19 protein-coding genes are annotated in these 16040 nt (G+C 47.3%); all 19 read right to left on the bottom strand.

The features are described 5' to 3' along the window. Positions 1-62 precede the first annotated feature (62 nt). Genes trpA through dapA form a run of 19 tightly spaced genes read right to left on the bottom strand, consistent with a single transcriptional unit; the run spans position 63 to position 16037 of the window. Entirely contained in the window at positions 63-857 is a 795-nt protein-coding gene (gene trpA / locus LEP1GSC060_RS15560) for a tryptophan synthase subunit alpha (protein WP_003007615.1), read from the bottom strand. Further along, positions 854-2056, bottom strand: a complete 1203-nt coding sequence (gene trpB / locus LEP1GSC060_RS15565; protein ID WP_003007524.1) for a tryptophan synthase subunit beta — start codon at positions 2054-2056, stop codon at positions 854-856. Before trpB ends, trpA begins: the two co-directional genes overlap by 4 nt. Positions 2057-2058: 2 nt before the next feature. After that, positions 2059-3792 carry a proline--tRNA ligase gene (locus LEP1GSC060_RS15570; protein ID WP_003007521.1) on the bottom strand — a complete coding sequence of 578 codons (1734 nt, stop codon included), beginning with the start codon at positions 3790-3792 and terminating at the stop codon, positions 2059-2061. Positions 3793-3796: 4 nt separating this feature from the next. Next, positions 3797-5524 (bottom strand): site-2 protease family protein, encoded by a 1728-nt coding sequence (locus LEP1GSC060_RS15575; protein WP_036096770.1) that lies wholly within the window; start codon positions 5522-5524, stop codon positions 3797-3799. Next, on the bottom strand, positions 5518-6687 hold the full coding sequence (gene dxr, locus LEP1GSC060_RS15580) for a 1-deoxy-D-xylulose-5-phosphate reductoisomerase (protein ID WP_003007553.1): 1170 nt from the start codon (positions 6685-6687) through the stop codon (positions 5518-5520). Before dxr ends, LEP1GSC060_RS15575 begins: the two co-directional genes overlap by 7 nt. Positions 6688-6692: 5 nt before the next feature. After that, positions 6693-7607 (bottom strand): phosphatidate cytidylyltransferase, encoded by a 915-nt coding sequence (locus LEP1GSC060_RS15585; protein WP_003007658.1) that lies wholly within the window; start codon positions 7605-7607, stop codon positions 6693-6695. Next, positions 7600-8280 carry an isoprenyl transferase gene (locus tag LEP1GSC060_RS15590; RefSeq protein WP_051061454.1) on the bottom strand — a complete coding sequence of 227 codons (681 nt, stop codon included), beginning with the start codon at positions 8278-8280 and terminating at the stop codon, positions 7600-7602. The genes LEP1GSC060_RS15585 and LEP1GSC060_RS15590 overlap by 8 nt, the downstream gene beginning before the upstream one ends. A 46-nt stretch (positions 8281-8326) precedes the next feature. Further along, positions 8327-8881, bottom strand: a complete 555-nt coding sequence (gene frr / locus LEP1GSC060_RS15595; RefSeq protein WP_003007585.1) for a ribosome recycling factor — start codon at positions 8879-8881, stop codon at positions 8327-8329. Continuing rightward, positions 8871-9611: a UMP kinase gene (gene pyrH, locus LEP1GSC060_RS15600; RefSeq protein WP_003007629.1), complete on the bottom strand. Its 741-nt coding sequence runs from the start codon at positions 9609-9611 to the stop codon at positions 8871-8873. The genes frr and pyrH overlap by 11 nt, the downstream gene beginning before the upstream one ends. A gap of 3 nt (positions 9612-9614) precedes the next feature. Then, positions 9615-10211: a translation elongation factor Ts gene (gene tsf, locus LEP1GSC060_RS15605; RefSeq protein WP_003007636.1), complete on the bottom strand. Its 597-nt coding sequence runs from the start codon at positions 10209-10211 to the stop codon at positions 9615-9617. Between the two features lie 13 nt (positions 10212-10224). Beyond that, positions 10225-11169 (bottom strand): 30S ribosomal protein S2, encoded by a 945-nt coding sequence (rpsB, locus tag LEP1GSC060_RS15610; protein ID WP_036096773.1) that lies wholly within the window; start codon positions 11167-11169, stop codon positions 10225-10227. Between the two features lie 4 nt (positions 11170-11173). Beyond that, complete coding sequence (locus LEP1GSC060_RS15615) at positions 11174-11434, bottom strand: hypothetical protein (protein ID WP_020774594.1); 261 nt, start codon at positions 11432-11434, stop codon at positions 11174-11176. Between the two features lie 22 nt (positions 11435-11456). Further along, positions 11457-11834: a bactofilin family protein gene (locus LEP1GSC060_RS15620; RefSeq protein WP_003007661.1), complete on the bottom strand. Its 378-nt coding sequence runs from the start codon at positions 11832-11834 to the stop codon at positions 11457-11459. Between the two features lie 8 nt (positions 11835-11842). Next, positions 11843-12064 (bottom strand): tetratricopeptide repeat protein, encoded by a 222-nt coding sequence (locus tag LEP1GSC060_RS15625; RefSeq protein WP_003007543.1) that lies wholly within the window; start codon positions 12062-12064, stop codon positions 11843-11845. Positions 12065-12067: 3 nt separating this feature from the next. Continuing rightward, positions 12068-12448, bottom strand: a complete 381-nt coding sequence (gene acpS / locus LEP1GSC060_RS15630; protein ID WP_003007577.1) for a holo-ACP synthase — start codon at positions 12446-12448, stop codon at positions 12068-12070. Beyond that, positions 12445-13500, bottom strand: coding sequence for a CdaR family protein (locus LEP1GSC060_RS15635; protein WP_155119706.1), 1056 nt, complete (start codon positions 13498-13500; stop codon positions 12445-12447). Before LEP1GSC060_RS15635 ends, acpS begins: the two co-directional genes overlap by 4 nt. 9 nt (positions 13501-13509) lie before the next feature. Continuing rightward, positions 13510-14325 carry a diadenylate cyclase CdaA gene (gene cdaA / locus LEP1GSC060_RS15640; protein WP_003007569.1) on the bottom strand — a complete coding sequence of 272 codons (816 nt, stop codon included), beginning with the start codon at positions 14323-14325 and terminating at the stop codon, positions 13510-13512. A gap of 16 nt (positions 14326-14341) precedes the next feature. Beyond that, the gene (gene dapB / locus LEP1GSC060_RS15645; RefSeq protein WP_003007603.1) at positions 14342-15151 is read right to left on the bottom strand and encodes a 4-hydroxy-tetrahydrodipicolinate reductase; all 810 of its coding nucleotides are present in this window, start codon (positions 15149-15151) and stop codon (positions 14342-14344) included. 1 nt (position 15152) lies between these two features. Beyond that, positions 15153-16037: a 4-hydroxy-tetrahydrodipicolinate synthase gene (gene dapA / locus LEP1GSC060_RS15650; RefSeq protein ID WP_003007539.1), complete on the bottom strand. Its 885-nt coding sequence runs from the start codon at positions 16035-16037 to the stop codon at positions 15153-15155. Positions 16038-16040 lie beyond the last annotated feature (3 nt).

Here is a 16040-nt window from a genome sequence, read left to right on the forward strand (position 1 = left end):
ATCACCCCCACCTCTCCCATTTACAGACCCAAACAACGAGCCCAAAAAAAGAGCGCGGCACCTCATTTCATAGCGGCTCGAATCATCGAAGCATACGCCAAAAGTTTACCCGCACAAACCTCGCGATTCGCCCCGAATTCTTCGATGATTCTCTGCACCGCAGAACCGATGATCACACCGTCCGCGAAACGCGAAATATCGCGGGCCTGGTCCGCAGAAGAGATCCCGAAGCCGGCGCAAACCGGAAGGCCGATCTGATTACGAACCAACTGGATTCTCTCTTCCAAACCCTCCGCAAGAGCGCGACGCTCGCCGGTCACACCGTAAGAAGTCACGTAATAGATAAAACCGGAAGCGAGGGATTTCATCGACTGAATCCGCTCGTTCGTAGACGCAGGAGTCACGAGATGAATGAAATCGATCTTTCTTTTTACCAACCGGGAAAAAAACTCCTCCGCCTCGGGGGTATCGTAGGGAAGATCCGGAATGATCAAACCTTGAATGCCGGCGTTCTTAGCGGATTCGGCGAAGGATTCCAAACCCATCGAAAACAAAGGATTGAAATACGTAAGATAAACCAACGGAATTTGAGGATGTAATTTATGAATCTGAGCGGTGATCTCCAGAATTTTTTTCATAGAGAAAGGATGAGCCAACGCACGTTTGAAAGCCTTTTGAATGACGGGACCATCGGCGACCGGATCGGTAAAAGGAATCCCCAATTCCAAAATTCCGGCGCCTCCTCGAATGAGGGCGTCGGCCCAAACGACGCAGGATTCATAATCCGGATCACCCAAGGAAATGTAGGGAATAAAAACACACTGATCGGAAGAAAAAACGGAGGAAATCGCGTTCAAGAAAATTCTCCTTTCCGAAGTCTTGCAACCTCGGCCACGTCCTTATCGCCGCGTCCCGATAAACAAATCAAAACGTTTTCCTTTTTGCTCATAGACTTCGCCAGGTCTTTCGCAAAACGAAACGCATGAGCGGTTTCCAAGGCGGGAATGATACCTTCGATTCTACAGACTTCGAGAAAGGCGTCTAACGCGCCTTCGTCGTTTATGTTCGCATAGGTCACTCTTCCGCTTTTATGAAAATGCGCGTGTTCCGGACCAACCCCCGGATAATCCAAACCCGCCGAGACGGAATGAGCGGGAACAATCTGGCCGAACTCGTCTTGGATCACGAGAGTTTTGGTACCGTGTAAAAAACCGGTTCTCCCGAATTGAATCGTAGCCGAATGAGAACCCGGGTCCGTAGAATAACCGCCCGCTTCCACGCCGAATAACTTTACTTTTTTATCCATTAGAAAACCGTAAAACATCCCGATGGCGTTCGAACCGCCTCCGACGCAGGCGACCACCGCGTTCGGAAGTTTACCGTTTATTTTTTTAAATTGTTTTCTGGATTCGATACCGATCACGGATTGAAAATCCCTCACGATCGTCGGAAACGGATGCGGACCGATCGAAGAACCCACGATATAATGAGTATTAGAAACATTTAATGCCCAGTCTCTCATCGCTTCGCTCGTCGCGTCTTTGAGAGTCGCGGTTCCGCTGGAAACTCCGACAACTTTCGCGCCCATCATTTTCATACGGATCGCGTTGAGTTCCTGACGACGGAGATCCTCGTCTCCCATATAAACCACGGTTTCCATTTGAAACATCGCGCCTACGGTCGCGGTGGCGACTCCGTGTTGACCGGCGCCGGTCTCCGCGATGATTCTCGTTTTACCCATCGCCTTTGCGATCAGCACCTGACCGATCGTATTGTTGATCTTGTGCGCGCCGGTATGATTTAAGTCTTCTCGTTTGAGCCAGATTCTCGCACCGCCCCAAACCTTGCTCAGACGTTCCGCGTGCGTTAATGGAGAGGGACGACCGATATAATTTTTACGATAGTATTCGAGTTCTTTTTTGAAGTGTTTATTTTTCTTGAGCTTCTTGTATGTGGCTTCGAGTTCCACGAGAGCGTCGTGCAAAATTTCCGGAGAATAACGTCCTCCGAATTCCCCGAAGTAACCTTCTTTACCGAAATGATTTTCTTTTCCCATAACTACTCCAACTCACTCAAGAGTTCTTGGCGCAGAGATTCCACCCTTGCTACAAAATCGGCAAAACCGGTAAACGCAAAGGAATCTTCCTTGTCCTTCTTGCGATTGTAGATGCCGATCTCTCCGTTTTCGAAGAATTTTTTTCCGATCGTAACTCGGATCGGAAAACCGATGAGTTCCGAATCCTTAAGTTTAAATCCCGGTCCCAGGTCGCGGTCGTCCCAGAAAATTTCGATTCCTTCGTTCTTTAGAACATTATAAAATTCTTCCGCTTTGGAATATTGTTCCTCGCCCTTTGTGATGCTCACGAGTGTGACTTCAAACGGGGCGATGCTGATCGGCCAGAAAATTCCTTTCTCGTCGTTGCACTGTTCGATGACCGTAGCCATGGTTCGGTTGACCCCGATTCCGTAACAACCCATCGTAAGAGTTTTGGTTTTACCGTTCTGATCCAAAACCTGAATCCCAAAAGCCTTGGTGTATTTTTCACCTAACTTAAAAATATGACCGACCTCGATCCCCTTTTCGGCTTTCAAAGTAGAATTACAATTCGGACAAAGATCCCCTTCTCTTGCTAATGCGACATCCGCAAACTCCGGAAGACCCGCAATCTCCTTCTCCAAAACAAAACCTTGGACGTGAAAGTCCTCTTTAGCCGCCCCGACAACGTACGGAAAATCCTTTTGCAAAGAACGATCGTATAAAACTTTTACTTTGTCGTTAGGCGCCACGGGTGCGATAAAACCGGGAACGAGCCCGAGTTCACGGACTTCCGCGTCCGTCATCGGCTCCGAGTCCACGATTCGGAGGAGTGAATGCAGTTTGTGAAGATTGAGTTCCAAGTCCCCGCGTAAAAACACGAGGATCTTTTTCTTTTCCGATTTGAGCGCGACCGCCTTGATCGTTTCCGCTTCGGAAACTCCCAAAAACGAACTCACTTCTTCGATCGTCTTTTTACCGGGGGTGGCAACTTCTTTCTTTTCGGAAAGTTTTGCGGCGGCTATATTCTCTTTTTTGAATATAAAAGGAGTTTTTTCGCTGTTGGAATTATAACCGCAAGAATTACATAAAAGTAATGTTTCTTCTCCGATCGGAGAAACGACCATAAACTCTTCCGACGCGGAACCGCCCATACTTCCGGAGTCCGCTTGCACGGGAATCGTCTTAAGCCCGCAACGATCGAAAATTTTTCTGTAGGCGACTCGCATCGTTTGATACGTTTCGTCCAGAGAAACATCGTCGAGATGAAACGAATACGCGTCTTTCATCACGAACTCTCTGGAACGGATCACTCCGAAACGAGGACGGATTTCGTCTCTGAATTTTGTCTGGATCTGATAGACGTTGATCGGCAGATCTTTATAAGATTTTAATAAAGGTTTAATGAGGGAACTGAACGATTCCTCGTGAGTCGGTCCGAGCGAGTAGGAAAGATCGTGTCTGTCTCGGATGCGGAACATTTCCTTTCCCATCGCGTTCCATCTTCCGCTCTGTTCCCATAACTCGGAAGGAGTTAAAATCGGAAGGTCGAATTCCAACGCGCCGGTGTTGTTCATTTCTTCTCGAACGATCTGTTTGATCTTCTGAAGAATTTTCAAACCGAGAGGGAGATAAAAATAAAGACCGGCGGAAGATTTACGCGCGAGCCCCGCGCGGATCATAAGTCGATGGGACGCGACAACCGCGTCCGCAGGATTTTCTTTTTCTGTGGGGAGAATGTATTTCGATGCTTTCATGCGTTTAGAAAATTCGCATTACATCGTTGAAGGTGACGTAGAGTCCGAGCCCGAGCAGAAACAAAAATCCGATTCGAAAGATGGACTCGATCACTTTTCCCGGAAGTGGTCTTCCGGTGATCGCTTCATACGCATACAATACGATATGTCCACCGTCCGCCATCGGAATCGGAAGTAAATTCATTATCATCAGAGCGATCGAGATCCTTGCGACAAACTCCAAATACGTTTCCCAGCCGATCTCCAAACTGATCCCGGCGTAGGAAACGATTCCCACGGGTCCGGAAAGACTGTCTTTAACCGAAAGAATTCCGGAGAACAACATCCCGATTCCTTTGAGAGTGGTTTCCACGTTTTCGTAGACGTCCTTACCCGCGACGACAAAGGATTCCAAGAAACCGAGATTTCTTTCCATCGGAGCCGGATTGAATTTCATGTTCGGTCTAAAACCGAGAAGTCCGATCGGACGTATCTTCGGTTCCGCTTCGAGTCTGAGATTTCCCATGTCGACCGCAACGGTTTCCCCGTTTTTGTTTTTGATATAGGCGAGAAGTTCCTCGAAGTTCGGAAAACTTTTTCCATCCACGGCTAAGTTCAGAAGTTTTTGACCGAGTTCCGGATCGTAACTCGCAAACTGATAGGACTCCAGGTTCAACTCGGAAAATTTACGATCTCTAATATTCTTAAATTCTAATATATTAGCTCCGAGAACCGGAACTTCCACGCTCACGTTTTCAGCGGACCAAGGATTGACCAGCGGATACGTCTTACGATCGACAACGATGTTTACCTTTTGATTCTGAAATTCTCCCAGAATTTTTTGGAGTTCTCCCACCGTGGAAATCGTTCTTCCGTTTATGGTCTGGATCACGTCCCCGTCGTTTAGATAACTGAGCGCTCTGGAACGAAGAAGATTTTCTTTTTCTTCCTTCTCTTTTTCCAAAAGAACTTCCGCGGGGATATCCCTACCTTCCACGGCTTTTTTCAGACGTTCCTGGTAGTAATTTTCCGCTTCGTGCGATTTATCCAAACGGGAGGACAACCAGTGTTGAAACTGTTCGGAGTAACTGAACGTCGCCACAACTCTTCTTTCTCCGAAAGGCTCCACACCGATGGTGGGAATTCCGGAAGAACGTTTCGGGTTATAGACGATGCGCGGAATCACGTTCCATTCCATCTCCTTACCTTCTCTTTCTCCTCGGATTTTGAGCGCGTTACCGGAAGACAAACCTACGTTAGTCACGATGTCCTCGAACTTTTCGGTTTTGTTTCCTTCGATGTTTAGGATACGGTCTCCGGTTCTAAGGCCCGATTGGTACGCGGCGGAAAATTCCTGATCGGCGGGATCGATAAAAATTCGGTTGCCCGGAGGATTGTGACCGAGAAAATTCAAAATCAGTAATATTCCAAAACCTAGAAATAGATTAAAAAGAGGACCGCCGAGTACCGGGATCATTCTTTTCAACGGCGGCGTGGAAAGAAGTTCGCCGGGTTCCCCTTTGATTTCTCCGCCGTAGTCGTCCCCTTTAAAAAGAACGTAACCACCGACCGGGATCGCGGTGATTTGGTAGGTCGTTTCTCCGACCTTTTTTTTCCAGATCCCTCTACCGTAACCGATCGAAAAAATTCTCGCCTTAACCCCCACGAGCATTCCGCAAAGAAGATGCCCCAATTCGTGGATAAAAATCGAAATCGCCAACATAAATACTGCGCCTAATATCATGATCAACATGCGGATACAACCTTCCTTACTTTCAGATTTCGGACGGTTTCGCGGGCGATTCGATCGGCCTCCTCGTAACCTTCCAGAGACGTCGGATATTCCGTCGGTATTTCGTCTAACGCGGCGGAGATATAATTCGGAATTTCGACAAAACGGATTTCGTCCTTTAAAAACAACTCAACAGCCGCCTCGTTGGCCGCGTTAAAAATACACGGAGCCGTTCCTCCGACCTTGCCCGCATCGAACGCCAACCTAAGCCCCGGATACCTTTTAAAATCCGGCTCCTTAAATTCCAGTTTACCCCAATCTTTTGCGGGATGGGACCGAAGAATTTTCGGAACCGGTTCCGGATAAAAAAGGGAATGTGCGATCGGAAAAATCATATCCGGGTACGAGGCGTAGATAAACGAAGCCCCGTCTTTCAATTCCACGATTCCGTGTGCGATACTCTGCGGATGAATCACAACCCCGATTTTCTCGTAAGGAACCCCGAAAAGAAAATGAGCCTCGATGACTTCGAGTCCCTTGTTGATCATACCGTTGGAATCGACCGTGATCTTAGGACCCATGTTCCAAGTCGGATGATGAAGCGCTTGCGCCTTCGTTACGGAAGACAATTGTTCGATCGGCAAATCTCGGAAAGTTCCCCCGGACGCGGTGAGAATGATTTTTTCCACCGAACGAGGATTTAAAGATTCCAACAGTTGAAAAAGAGCGTTGTGTTCGGAATCGACCGGAACGACAACCGTATTGTGTTTTACGACGAGGGAATTGATCAGAGGACCCGATGTGACTAACGTTTCTTTATTAGCGATTCCTAATCTTTTTCCGGACGTAATCGCGGCGATCGTGGGACGTAAACCCACGGCGCCGACGATCGCGGTGATCACGATTTGCACCGCAGAATCGCGCACGAGTTCGCAGAGCGCCGATTCTCCGTAAAGAATTTGTGTTTTACCGATTTTGTTTCCGAGAACGGTGCGATCCGCAGAGTCGGAACTCACGCAGATAAACTCGGGGGAAAATTCTTTCTGAATTGCAAGGGCCTTTTCGAGATTGGAATGAACGCTGAAAGAATGAAGACTGAATTCATCCGGATAAGCGCGCAGTACTTTAAGAGTGGATTCTCCAACCGAACCAGACGCACCCAGAAGACAAACGGAGGTTGTCATACCGGTTAGACTTGAAATCCCAGATTCCCCTTGATCTGAAGGTAATAATAAAGAACGGGAATCGTGATCAAAAGCGCATCCGCGAGATCCAGTATTCCGCCGTGACCCGGAATCAGAGAACCGGAATCCTTGATCTTTGCGTCCCGTTTCATCGCGGATTCCAAAAGATCTCCGATCACGCTTACAAGAGATAAAATCGCGGAAATCAAAAAGACTTCCAACCCGCGCACTGCCGCCGAGGTTCCCGTGGAACTTTCCCAGATCGTGTTGAAGATAAATACTGCAGCGATCGCGGTGACGATTCCTGTGCCGTAACCTTCCCAGGTTTTTTTAGGAGAAATCGCAAGTCCCGCGGGATGCCTTCCGAACCATCTTCCTCCGAAGTACGCACCCGCGTCCGTTATAAAAGTAACGACGGAAACGAGGACGACGTAGTAAATCCCCTGCCCCATTCCGAGCAAAAGAATCAGATGCCCCAAAGGAACCGCGATATAAAACACGCCTAAAAACGTGGAGGAAACCGAAAAGATCGCTCCGTCTAACGGGCGTTTGGTGATCTGCAAAGTAAACGTTACGATCAACAGCAAAAGAAACGCAACCGGAACCGGATCGAACGGAGGAATGAAATATTTAATATTCAAAAGAAAGAATAAAGGAGGATCGAATTTACTCTGAGCTCCTATAAATCGAAAGTAATAAAACGAAACGATGAGAAACATAAAGAAGGTTCCCGTACCACGAAACGGCCTTCCGTCCTCTCCTCGATCGGAAAGATTGTAAAATTCCTTGATGCCTACGATACCGGCCAAAATAAGAATCAGATACGTTTGCAGATAATAAAAATCCGCGTAGAATATCATAAAAAGATAAAGTACAAGAAGCACCGCCGCAGAAGCGAGTCGTTTGGATGTTTCACCCATTCGTAAGTCCTCCGAATTTTCGGGTTCTGGTTTCGTACCACTTGAGGGAATCCACCAGGGAATTTTTATCGAAATCGGGCCAAAGAGTGTCCGTAAAAAACAACTCCGCATACGCGGATTGCCAAAGCAGAAAATTCGAAAGTCTTTGTTCCCCGGCCGTTCTGATCAGTAAATCTACGGGAGGAAGAGCGGACGTATATAAAAATTTTTCAAGCTCCTTCTCTTTCAGGGGCTTTTCGAAAGGAACCTTATCCTTTTTTCTACGTAAAAACGCCTCTTGTGCGGCCCGGAGAAGTTCGTCCCGAGAACCGTAGTTCAAACAAAAGTTCACGGTGAGATTTTTGTTCTTTTGAGTTTTGTCGATCGCAAAATCGATCTTGTCCAAAACGTTCCGCGTCAGACGTTTTCTGGAACCTGAATGATGAATTCGAATTCCTCTCGCATAAATCGTATCCAAACGGGTATCGATAAATTCCACGAGCAGATTGAAAATGGATCGGATTTCGGTGATGGGACGTTTCCAATTCTCCGTTGAAAATGCGTAGAGGGAAATGTTTTTTAAACCCAGTTCGAGACTTGCGTCCATAAGGCGATCGATCGCCTGCGCCCCTTCTCTGTGACCGTCGGATCTGGATTTTCCCCGAGCCGTGGCCCATCGACCGTTGCCGTCCATGATAACGGCGATATGTTTGGGGAGATTGGACTCGAACAAGCCCACGTTAGATCGTAGTGATTTCCTTTTCCTTCTCTGTTGTAAGAGCGGAAATTTTTTCCACGTACGAATCGGTGATTTTTTGAATCTGGTCCTGAACGGTTTTGATCTCGTCCTGGGACATTCCTTCCGTGTGTTTTTTCAGATCTTCCATCGCGTCCCTTCGGATGTTTCGGATGGCGACCTTTTTTTCTTCGGACTTGGACTTTACAACTTTAGCAAGTTCTTTCCGTCTTTCTCCGGTCAATTCAGGAATGATAATACGAATTACAACTCCGTCGTTCGAAGGTTGAAGACCCAAACCGGAAGTTTGGATCGCCTTTTCGATATCCTTCATGATTCCCTTATCGTAAGGGGAGATCACGAGAATTCTAGGTTCGGGAACGGAGATATTTCCGAGCTGATTGATCGGAGTTTGTGTGCCGTAGTAGTCCACGCGAATGTCTTCCACAAGGGAAGGATTGGCGCGACCGGTGCGAACGGTTCCGAAATCTTTTTTAACAAGGTCGATGGTTTTATCCATCTTGGTTTTCATACCCGCAATGATTTCTTCACTTGCCATCGATTTGAATGTCCTCCGAATTAGAGATCAGGGTTCCGATGTTGTTTCCGGTGATAAGATCTTTCAGATTCCCTCGTTTGAAAATGTCGAACACGATGATCGGCATGTTGTTTTCCATACACAAACTGAGAGCGGTGGAATCCATCACCTTCAAACGGCGATTGATCGATTCCATAAAGGAAATTTGAGAATAACGTTGTGCGCCGTTGTCTTTTTTAGGGTCCGCGGTATAAACCCCGTCCACCTTCGTGGCTTTGAGAATCACGTCGCAGCCCACTTCCACGGCTCTAAGGCTCGCGGTCGTATCGGTTGTAAAATACGGATTTCCGGTTCCACCCGCAAAAATTACGATTCTTCTTTTTTCGAGGTGTCTAACGGCACGGCGACGAATGTAACTTTCCGCGATGGAATTGATTTCGATTGCGGATTGAACTCTCGTGTAGAGTCCTTTTTTTTCGCAGGCGTCTTGGAGCGCGAGTGCGTTCTGAATCGTAGCGAGCATTCCCATGTAGTCCGCGGTAGCGCGGTCGATTCCCACCTTGGCGAGATTGGTTCCTCGGATGATGTTACCGCCCCCGACTACGAGAGCGATTTCCACACCGAGGTCGTGGACTTCTTTGATTTCTTCCGCGAGAGAATGGGCCTTATGGGTGTCGATCCCGAATTCTCCCTCTCCGGCGAGAGCTTCTCCGGAAAGTTTAATTAGAATTCTCTTATACTTCGCTCCCAAAATTTAGAGTCCACCCACCTGAAAGCGGACAAAACGGGCGATGGTGATGTTCTCGCCGAATTTTGCGATCGCTTCCTTGACTAAGTCGTCGATCGTTTTGGAATCGTCTTTAAAGAATGACTGATTTACGAGACAGGCTTCGGAAACGTATTTTTTGATCTTACCGGGAAGGATCTTGTCGATCTGCTCCGCCTTCTTGCCTTCGGCTTCCAGCTGCGATTTCATGATTCCTTTTTCCTTTTCCAGATCTTCCGCGGGAATGGATTCCTCGTTCAGATACAAAGGATTCATCGCGGCGATCTGCATGCAGATTTCTTTTCCAAGGGCTTCGAAGTCTTCGTTTTTGGAAACGAAGTCGGTTTCGGAGTTCAGTTCGACCAGAACCCCGATTTTACCGTTACCGTGGATGTACGAAACCACTCTGCCTTCTTTGGTTTCTCTTCCCGCTTTTTTAGCGGCTTTAGCGATTCCTTTTTCACGAAGCCAGGTGATCGCTTTTTCGATATCCGCGTTGTTTTCTTCGAGAGCCTTTTTGCAATCCATCATTCCTGCGCTGGTTCTCTCTCTGAGTTCTCTGATTAAGTCTGTAGTAACTGCCATTGCCAAAAATCCCTTAGTCTTTTTTATCCACTTCGATCGTAGTCGCCGCAGGTTCCGTAGTAGTTGGAGGCTCTGTTGTTGTAGGAGTTTCCGTAGCGGTAGCCGGAGCCGTTCCTGCAGCTGCGGCAGCTTCATCAGCGGCGGCCTTGGCTTTTTTAGCGTCGGCGTCTTCGTCCATGATGAACTTTCCGCTTTCATCATATTCACCTTGGTATTCCAGGGCCAGGGCTTCCGAATCCAAGTCTTCGCTGAATCTAGGTTGTTCCACAACCCCGCCGGTTCCTTCGATCACCGCGTTGGACATGGTTTCCAGAAAAAGAGAGATCGCGCGGATCGCGTCGTCGTTACCCGGAATCGGATAGTCGATCAGTTCGGGATCGCAGTTTGTATCCACAACCGCGAAAATTTTAAGGCCGAGTTTTCTCGCTTCCTTAACCGCAATTTCCTCTTTTTTAGGATCGATGACGAACATGATTTCGGGAATGGTCGCCATGTCCTTGATCCCGCCCAAAGTTTTGCGGAGTTTTTCCAACTCCCTTCTTAGGGTGAGAATTTCTTTTTTCGTTTTTACTTCTTTCTCAAAGCTATTGTCCGCTTCCATACCTTCGAGTTTTTTGAGACGAGCGATACTTCTTTTAACCGTGTTCCAGTTGGTAAGAAGCCCGCCCGGCCAGCGGTTATTGATAAAGAACATATTGGAGCGGATGGCTTCTCTTTCGATCGCGCCTCTCGCTTGTTTTTTGGTTCCTACAAAAAGAACCTTCTTCCCTTCGGAAGTCAGTTTTTTCAGAGCGTCATACGCTTCTTTGGCTTTTTGAACCGTCTTTTGTAGGTCGATGATATGAATTCCGTTTCTGGCCGTAAAAACATACGGCGCCATTTTCGGATTCCATTTACGGGTCTGGTGACCGAAGTGTACTCCGGTTTCCAGAAGGTTTTTCATTGAGATCACTGACATTGGTTTACCCCTTTTTTAGTACGAAATACAACGTCGCTACGAGTCCCATAAGACTAGCAGGGGTAAATTGTATCTCGACCTTGATTACGTAGAGTTCGAACTTGATTGCTTCCCGAAGCAGGTAGGAAGAAAAAAATGAAACGCCCGTTAGGCGATCGAGAATGACTCCCGTCACGGCTCCGGCGAAAAAACCAAGGAGCAGAATGAGGGCGATTTTGCCTATCTCAGCCCTGTCCGTAGGCTTTTTCGGGTTAGCAGGTACCACTTTTTACGGAAGAAAGCGTGGGTCAATCTTTATTGGGCTGGATCATCTCACAGTTCCCGTCAAAGATCACTCCATCCGCAATTTGTAATTTAGAAGTTTTGATATTTCCGTTTACCTTGCCGGTGGACAACATTTCCAACTTTTGAGTGGCGATTACGTTTCCCGTAATTTCACCGCCCACGATCACGGTTCCGGCCTTGATGTTGGCGCGGACCTTTGCGCCTTCGCTTACGAGAAGAAATCCTTCCGATTCGATTTCTCCTTGGAACTCACCCGAAATTTCGAGGGGCTTTTGAAAGTTGAGAATTCCGGAAAAGGAAGTTTCTCTTCCGAGAACGGTGGAAATGGCTCCGTACTCCGTAATGGGACGTGCGGTTCTGGTTGCGGTTTTTTTGGACATGGATTCTCTTATTTCGTTTTCATTTCAAAAACCCCGTCCCAATCTGCGGGAGGAGGATTTTGGATAAATGCCTGACAACGGCCGATGTATTTTTTGGAAGGACCGTCGTCCGGAGTCAACTCGGCGGCCTTTTTGAATTTTTCCAAGGCTTCCGTAAACTTTCTGGTTTTGTAAAAGTTCAGACCTTCGTTGTAAAATTGAATCGTCTGTTTCATCGTATCGGAAATCATCGTTTACTCCTTATAAAGCACCACGACGGCGGTGGAATAATTCTCAGCGTGGCTGATCGAAACCGAACAACCGCTGTATCCTTTGGTAAGAAACAATTCTTTGGATTTTCCATGCAGTACCAATTCTTTTTTTCCGAATTCCTTTCCGAAAAGTTCGATTTCCCGCATATCCAAGACAACCTTGTCTCCGGGTTCGATGGCTTTGATAAAGGCTTCCTTAACGCAGAACCTTCCGCTCAAATGAGGAATGGGATCTTTTCGGTTGGAACAGTATTCGCGTTCGGACTCGGAAAAAACCCGTTTTAAAAAACGATCTCCGTGTTTTTCCAAGAGATTTCTAATTCGAGAGTTTTCAACGATATCGTTGCCGACTGAAATTTTCATTCTTCTTCCAAAAGCTCGGGATTGGAATCGGGTTCGATCGTATTTTCCTCTTCTGTGGCATCCGGCCCTTCTCCCCCGCCGGTTTTGTCCTTATCCGGTTTTACTTTAAAAAGGATGGAGATCCGATCCGGAAAAACCCCGAGCACGTCCACGGCCTTGAGAGAGGGGGATTTGTTCAGTTTGATCTTGGCAAATACCGGTTTGTTATCCGGAAGAACTTTTTTGGTTTTGGGATCGTACTTATGCAAACAAACCACACTCGCGGAAAGTCCCTTGATGACCTGGATACTTTTCAGAGGAGTTTTGGATTGAAGTTTTACCGAAACTTCCGGTTCGGAAAATTCGGCTTCCAGATTTTTATCCAGGGTTTGACATTTGATCGGAATTCCGAGTAAAAGCGTTTCCCCTGCGTTAGACGCGCTTGCAAAGATATTCACGCGAACCGTAACCTCTCTTACGTTTTCCCGCACTTTGACCGAAGAGGGAAAATCCGGAAGTTTGTGTTTTACCGTAAAGGATTCGGTTTTGTCCTTGAGAGCAATCGGGGGAATCGAAATTTTTCCCAAACCTTCCAATACTCCGGGAGGACCGCTGACGTGTATCACACTCGGTGAAACGAAATGGTTCGTCTTTACGTAGTTAGGCGGAAGATCCCCGGTAAACTTGACTTCGACGGGTAGAATTTTACCCGAATTGGATTCCACGTTGACCTTGATCTTGTCCTTCAACCTCGTGATCCGAAGTCCGGCGGGCGCTCCCGAAATTCGATACAGGGAAACGGAATTTTCTCCGGGTTTGAGTTCGGATGAATTGATATGCGCCTTTAAAAACTGGGAATAATAGTTCACGTATTCCCGAACCCCTTCCACCTTTACGGGAACGGTTTTATCCGAGGTTTTGGAAACGACAAGCGAACCGCCTAACTTCGGGTATTCGATCGGGACCTGGATTTCTTTTACGAGTATTTTAGAATTTTGTAAATTGATATAGAACACGACGGCGAGAATCAAGGATCCGAGTTTGGCCTGCCAATTGCTGAAGATCGTTTTCAACATCGTCCGTTACCCCGTTTTGTCTTCGGAAGAATTGTTTTTTTCGAAGCCGATGTCTTTTTTCTGCAAAATCGTATTCACTAGATTTTTAAGCTCGATCGGTTTGACCGGATGAATGATCTCTCCGTCGTAACATACGGAAATTTCCCCGGTTTCTTCCGACGTGACGATCACGATGGAATCCGATTCCTCCGAAATTCCGATGGCGGCCCTGTGCCTGGCTCCCATTCTTGCGTCGTCCAGATTCTGAGTCATGGGTAAAAACGCGCCCGCGCAGGCGATTCGGTTTTGTTCTATGATCACGGCCCCGTCGTGCAGCGCGGAATTCTTTTTAAAAACGGTCAGTAACAAACTCTTGGAGATGATCGCGTCGAGTTGTACGGACTGATCGATGATTTCTTTCAGACTGTTTTCGCGTACGATCGCGATGAGGGAACCGGTTTTGTTCTTAGCCATGATCTTAACGGCTTCGATAATCTCCTCCAAATCCGTCATTTGTTTGAGTAAGAAAGGCTGAAAGATTTTCATCTTGGAAAGATCGGCGGTAATTTTTCTGAGTTCGGGCTGGAGCAATACGATGATTGCAAACACGAGCGCGGGACGGATGTTTTCTATGATCCAATCCAGAAGTTCCAGTTCGAAAGTGCTCGCAAAAATTCCCAAAAACCAAATGACCGCGACCCCGAGCAAAAGTTGGATCCCGCGCGTTCTTCGGATGGTGGTATAAAATTGATAGATGAGAAAGCTGACTATGAGCAGGTCGATTGCGATGACGAGCGGATTTTTACCGAGTGGAAAAAGGGATATGTTCTTAAAGAAAAACAAACCGCAAACTCCCGATCTACAATCCCAATACCGAAAACATATCGTAAAGTCCGGGTTTACGTCCGACTAAAAATTCCGCCGCGTGTACACTACCGACCGCGAAGGTTTTTCGATCCTGGGCCTTGTGTGTGATTTCTATCCTTTCTTCGGGTGTGAAAAAATATACGGTATGATCCCCGATCACTTCTCCCGCGCGTAGGGTATGAATTCCGATTTCCTTGGGATCTCTTTCTTTGAGGATCCCGTGTCTTCCGTGGATCACGTTCTTTGAGGTTCTGCCTAACGTTTCGAGTAGGATGTTCTTCAGCATTTCGGCGGTTCCGGACGGTGCGTCTTTTTTATGACGGTGATGAACGTCTTGGATTTCTATGTCCGATATTTCTCCCATCACCTTGGCCGCGATTTCGGTTAACTTAAAAAGAAGGTTCACTCCGATGGACATGTTCGGAGAATACACGATCGCGATTTCCTTGGAGGCTACTTTGAGTGCGTCTTTTTGAAGTTCTGTGAGTCCGGTGGTTCCGATCACCACCGGTTTTCGATGTTGGAGACAGGCCTTGAGTGTGGAATCCAAATTTTGATGTGTGCTGAAATCGATGACACAATCCGCGCTTTTGACGGCGGCGTTTATGTCCGAAGAAAAGTCGACCCCGTTCTGTTTGAACCCGGAGTGTAATCCCGAGTCCATTCCCAAAAACACGGAACTTCCGCTGACCACGGAGGCGCATAACGCGGACTTGGAGGAAGTGGAAAGTACGGAAATGATGGCGCGTCCCATTCTCCCGGAACCTCCGATGAGAGCGATCTGATATTTGGAATCCGACATCTTACTCGTATCCTTTTTCTTTCAGAGTTTCGAGAACCTTTTTGAATTTTGCGCTCGTTGTATTTTCGGAAAGTTGCGTCAAAGGAAGTCGGATTTCCGGTCCGCAGTGACCGAACCGGTGCATCGCGGCCTTGATCGGTATCGGGTTGGTTTCCATAAACGCGAGTGCGAACACTTCAATAAAATCGTAATGTATCTTTCTGGCCTCGGTGAGATTACCGTCGTGAAACGATTTTACGAGTTGTACGATCGCCTTTGGAAATAAATTGGAAATTACGGAAACGACCCCCACTCCTCCGATCGCAAGCAAGGGAAGCGTGAGATTATCGTCTCCGGAAAGTACGGTCATTTTATTTCCCACCAGGGAAATGAGTTTTCCCATTTGTCCCAGATCTCCCGTGGCTTCTTTCATCGAACGAATTTGTTTGACCTCGCTCAGCCTAAGAACGGTTTCCGGAAGTAGATTTACGGAAGTTCTTCCGGGAATATTGTAGAGCATTACGGGCACGGAAGAATGTTCCGCGATCGACTTAAAATGCAGAAAGAGCCCTTCTTGTGTCGGCTTATTGTAGTAAGGATTGACGGAAAGTACGCCGTCCACTCCGTCCTTGCAGGCGGCCTCGGTGAGTTCGATCGCTTCTTTTGTGGAGTTGGAACCCGTTCCGGCCACAACTTGAATTTTACCTTGTACGGCCTTGACGGTTTCTCGGATCAGTTCCGCGTGTTCGGTATGAGAAAGGGTCGGCGATTCTCCCGTTGTTCCACAAGGAACAACTCCGTTTACGTTCGCCTTGATTTGTTTTTCCAGAAGTTTGAAATAGTTGTCGTAATCGATTTTATCGTTTTTGAATGGAGTGATGATCGCCGTATAAACGCCCTGGAACATAGG

This window comes from Leptospira weilii serovar Ranarum str. ICFT, from assembly GCF_000332415.1.
GTDB classification, from domain to species: Bacteria; Spirochaetota; Leptospiria; order Leptospirales; family Leptospiraceae; genus Leptospira; species Leptospira weilii_A.

Coding starts and splice junctions, on each gene's coding strand:
- trpB (WP_003007524.1), bottom strand. CDS start 2,056: ATGGGAAAAGAAAATCATTTCGGTAAAGAAGGTTACTTCGGGGAATTC.
- LEP1GSC060_RS15570 (WP_003007521.1), bottom strand. CDS start 3,792: ATGAAAGCATCGAAATACATTCTCCCCACAGAAAAAGAAAATCCTGCG.
- LEP1GSC060_RS15575 (WP_036096770.1), bottom strand. CDS start 5,524: ATGTTGATCATGATATTAGGCGCAGTATTTATGTTGGCGATTTCGATT.
- dxr (WP_003007553.1), bottom strand. CDS start 6,687: ATGACAACCTCCGTTTGTCTTCTGGGTGCGTCTGGTTCGGTTGGAGAA.
- LEP1GSC060_RS15585 (WP_003007658.1), bottom strand. CDS start 7,607: ATGGGTGAAACATCCAAACGACTCGCTTCTGCGGCGGTGCTTCTTGTA.
- LEP1GSC060_RS15590 (WP_051061454.1), bottom strand. CDS start 8,280: ATGGACGGCAACGGTCGATGGGCCACGGCTCGGGGAAAATCCAGATCC.
- frr (WP_003007585.1), bottom strand. CDS start 8,881: ATGGCAAGTGAAGAAATCATTGCGGGTATGAAAACCAAGATGGATAAA.
- tsf (WP_003007636.1), bottom strand. CDS start 10,211: ATGGCAGTTACTACAGACTTAATCAGAGAACTCAGAGAGAGAACCAGC.
- rpsB (WP_036096773.1), bottom strand. CDS start 11,169: ATGTCAGTGATCTCAATGAAAAACCTTCTGGAAACCGGAGTACACTTC.
- LEP1GSC060_RS15620 (WP_003007661.1), bottom strand. CDS start 11,834: ATGTCCAAAAAAACCGCAACCAGAACCGCACGTCCCATTACGGAGTAC.
- LEP1GSC060_RS15625 (WP_003007543.1), bottom strand. CDS start 12,064: ATGATTTCCGATACGATGAAACAGACGATTCAATTTTACAACGAAGGT.
- acpS (WP_003007577.1), bottom strand. CDS start 12,448: ATGAAAATTTCAGTCGGCAACGATATCGTTGAAAACTCTCGAATTAGA.
- dapB (WP_003007603.1), bottom strand. CDS start 15,151: ATGTCGGATTCCAAATATCAGATCGCTCTCATCGGAGGTTCCGGGAGA.
- dapA (WP_003007539.1), bottom strand. CDS start 16,037: ATGTTCCAGGGCGTTTATACGGCGATCATCACTCCATTCAAAAACGAT.